The 3,182-nt window shown below is 52.9% G+C and carries 2 rRNA genes; both read right to left on the bottom strand.

Going from position 1 to position 3,182, the window contains the following annotated elements:
- Positions 1–98: 98 nt before the first annotated feature.
- Positions 99–214, bottom strand: a 5S ribosomal RNA gene (gene rrf / locus QQL79_RS22390).
- Positions 215–449: 235 nt separating this feature from the next.
- Positions 450–3,171: ribosomal RNA gene (locus tag QQL79_RS22385) — 23S ribosomal RNA — on the bottom strand.
- Positions 3,172–3,182 lie beyond the last annotated feature (11 nt).

Raw genomic sequence — 3,182 nt, 5'->3', positions numbered from 1 at the left:
GCCGAGAATTTGCCTCTTTAACGCAAAAACCCCCAGTCATTTCTGACTGGGGGTTTTGGTTTCGGCGTTGTGTTTGAGAACACAGATGTTTTTGGCAGACCTTGCAGCGACCTACTCTCCCAAGCCTTGAGACTTAGTACCATTGGCGCAGAGGAATTTGACGGTCGAGTTCGGGATGGGATCGGGTCTTGGGCTCCTCGCAAGAACCACAAGGTCAGCGAAAAACATCTGGTGTGAATTCTGGTTTTTGTTCTGTATTGGCCAAGTCCTCTCCCATGCAAGGAGGCTTGGCTGGTGTTTTCTAACCGATCATTTCACAATCTCGGGCGCCGGGCTCCTGGAGGAGCTTGCGACGACCCCGGCTGCTGATGCAGCCGCCCCGCCGGAGGGCCATTGGCCCGTGAGGCAGAGGACGCAATCCTAAGGATTGCGGACATAGATTAATGAGAACGATCAAGCCAATCGAGCTATTAGTACCGGTAAGCTTCACACATTGCTGCGCTTCCACACCCGGCCTATCGACGTGGTGGTCTTCCACGGCTCTCAAGGGAATACTCGTTTTGAAGGAGGCTTCCTGCTTAGATGCTTTCAGCAGTTATCCCGTCCGAACTTAGCTACCCTGCAATGCGGCTGGCGCCACAACAGGTCCACCAGAGGTTCGTCCATCCCGGTCCTCTCGTACTAGGGACAGCTCTTCTCAATATTCCAACACCCACGGCAGATAGGGACCGAACTGTCTCACGACGTTCTGAACCCAGCTCACGTACCACTTTAAATGGCGAACAGCCATACCCTTGGGACCTGCTCCAGCCCCAGGATGTGATGAGCCGACATCGAGGTGCCAAACAATGCCGTCGATATGGACTCTTGGGCATTATCAGCCTGTTATCCCCAGCGTACCTTTTATTCGTTGAGCGATGGCCCTTCCACGCGGGACCACCGGATCACTATGACCGACTTTCGTCTCTGCTCGACTTGTCAGTCTCGCAGTCAGGCAGGCTTATGCCATTGCACTCAGCGGACGATTTCCGACCGTCCTGAGCCCACCATCGCGCGCCTCCGTTACTCTTTGGGAGGCGACCGCCCCAGTCAAACTACCCACCATACGCTGTCCCGGACACTGTTATGCCGCGGTTAGACATCTATGACGATAAGGGTGGTATCTCATCTTGCGGCTCCACACGAACTAGCGTCCTTGCTTCAAAGCCTACCACCTATCCTGCACATGCCGACACAAATGCCAGCGTAAAGCTATAGTAAAGGTGCATGGGGTCTTTCCGTCTGACCGCAGGAACCCCGCATCTTCACGGGGAATTCAATTTCGCTGAGTCTATACTGGAGACAGTGGGGAAGTCGTTACGCCATTCGTGCAGGTCGGAACTTACCCGACAAGGAATTTCGCTACCTTAGGACCGTTATAGTTACGGCCGCCGTTTACCGGGGCTTCAATTCAAAGCTTGCACCTCTCCTTTTAACCTTCCGGCACCGGGCAGGCGTCAGACCCTATACGTCGATTTGCATCTTCGCAGAGCCCTGTGTTTTTGATAAACAGTCGCCACCCCCTCTTTTGTGCCACTCCTACCTGGTTGCCCAAGTAGAAGTCACGCTTATCCCGAAGTTACGCGTGCAATTTGCCGAGTTCCTTCAGTATAGTTCTCTCAAGCGCCTTGGTATACTCTACCAGTCCACCTGTGTCGGTTTAGGGTACGGTCTATGTTGGTGGAGCTATTTCCAGGAACCGGCTCACTGCACCCCCAATCCAATAAGGGGATACAGCTCTGCGCGATCCGTCACTACCACCAGGCCCACGAATATTAACGTGGTTCCCATCGTCTACGCATTTCTGCCTCGACTTAGGGGCCGGCTAACCCTGCGCTGATTAGCATTGCGCAGGAACCCTTGGACTTTCGGCGAAAGTGTCTCTCACACTTTTTGTCGCTACTCATGTCATCATTCGCACTTCCGATACCTCCACGGCCCCTCACAGGTACCGCTTCGCAGGCTTACGGAACGCTCCGCTACCGCTTACGACAAAGTCGTAAACCCTAAGCTTCGGTGCACAGTTTTAGACCCGTTACATCTTCGCCGCAGGAACGCTTGACCAGTGAGCTGTTACGCTATCTTTAAAGGATGGCTGCTTCTAAGCCAACCTCCTGGTTGTCTAAGCATTCCCACATGCTTTCCCACTTAACTGTGACTTGGGGACCTTAGCTGTAGGTTAGGGTTGTTTCCCTTTTGACGATGGACGTTAGCACCCACCGTCTGTCTCCCAGATAGTACTCTCAGGTATTCGGAGTTTGGTTAGGTTTGGTAAGTCGGTGAGACCCCCTAGCCCATCCAGTGCTCTACCCCCTGAGGTATTCGTCTGAGGCGATACCTAAATATCTTTCGCGGAGAACCAGCTATTTCCAAGTTTGATTGGCCTTTCACCCCTAGGAACAAGTCATCCCCGTAATTTTCAACTTACGTGGGTTCGGCCCTCCAGTAAGTGTTACCTTACCTTCAGCCTGCTCATACCTAGATCACTTGGTTTCGGGTCTAATCCAACTAACTTAACGCCCTATTCAGACTCGCTTTCGCTGCGCCTACACCTAACGGCTTAAGCTTGCTAGTTAGACTAAGTCGATGACCCATTATACAAGAGGTACGCCGTCACCCTTGCGGGCTCCGACTGTTTGTATGCATCCAGTTTCAGGAACTATTTCACTCCCCTCGTCGGGGTGCTTTTCACCTTTCCCTCACGGTACTTGTTCGCTATCGGTCGTGCACGAGTACTTAGGCTTGGATAGTGGTCTACCCATGTTCAGACAGAATTTCACGTGTTCCGCCTTACTCGAGGACCTAAGGGCTTTCTACCGGTACGGGGCTATCACCCACTATGGCGGACTTTTCCAAGTCCTTCCCGTTCTTACCCTCAGGCCACTGGCCTGGTCCGCGTTCGCTCGCCACTACTAACGGAGTCTCTTTTGATGTCCTTTCCTCCGGGTACTTAGATGTTTCAGTTCCCCGGGTTAGCTCCCTTTCGGGTGACCTAAATGGTCGGGTTTCCCCATTCGGAAATCATCGGATCAAAGCTTATTCGCAGCTCCCCGACGCTTATCGCAGCGTATTACGTCCTTCATCGCCTGTGCACGCCAAGGCATCCACTAGATGCACTTAAGACGCTTGATCGTTCTCATTAT

This window comes from Devosia yakushimensis, from assembly GCF_030159855.1.
Classification (GTDB): Bacteria; Pseudomonadota; Alphaproteobacteria; order Rhizobiales; family Devosiaceae; genus Devosia; species Devosia yakushimensis.
Note: the sequence above shows the minus strand (reverse complement) of the source record. Positions and strands in the feature narration are given on the sequence as shown.